Origin of the sequence: Croceitalea marina (assembly GCF_042684265.1) — a bacterium.
In the GTDB taxonomy this organism is placed as follows: Bacteria; Bacteroidota; Bacteroidia; order Flavobacteriales; family Flavobacteriaceae; genus Croceitalea; species Croceitalea marina.
The window spans coordinates 1-604 of record NZ_JBHULB010000020.1 but is presented as its reverse complement, the minus strand read 5'-3'; the positions used below and the strand labels follow the sequence as shown (position 1 = coordinate 604).

Genomic DNA, 604 nt, shown 5'->3' with positions numbered 1-604 from the left:
CCCCCGGAACTTTCGTTTCCGCACAATCTGATGTTATCGAACTGAATGGTCCAATCTGCGGTACCATCACCTTGGGTACCATTGTCCATAATCAAAGTGATGCCCGTCACTTCACCTGATTGACCGGTAAAATCATATGATATGGTCTCCCATCCAGCACCCGATGTCGGTAAAATCAGCTCTTGGTTCAATCCTTCCAACTTGAACAACAACTGTCTCACGGATGTTGAGTTTACGTCTATCGTAAACGTTCCGTTGTTCAAAGCAATGTTGTTCTCCAAAGCGATTGTAATTCCACCGAATACCTCGCCTGCATTCTTTACATACTGACCTAACTTGGCACTGCTGTTCACCGAAGTATCGGCATTATCGATAATGGTTCCTACGCCACCACCAAAATTGTTGAATATAGAATCATCGGCAGCCTCAAAATCATTTACCAATTCTCCACCGTCACAGGCCTCTAGAGCACTACCACCCCCGGAACTTTCGTTTCCGCACAATCTGATGTTATCGAACTGAATGGTCCAATCTGCGGTACCATCACCTTGGGTACCATTGTCCATAATCAAAGTGATGCCCGTCACTTCACCTGATTGACCGG

General features: G+C 46.0%; 1 pseudogene. It reads right to left on the bottom strand.

Going from position 1 to position 604, the window contains the following annotated elements:
• Nucleotides 1-604, bottom strand: a pseudogene (locus tag ACFSQJ_RS14125) (hypothetical protein); the annotation flags it as partial.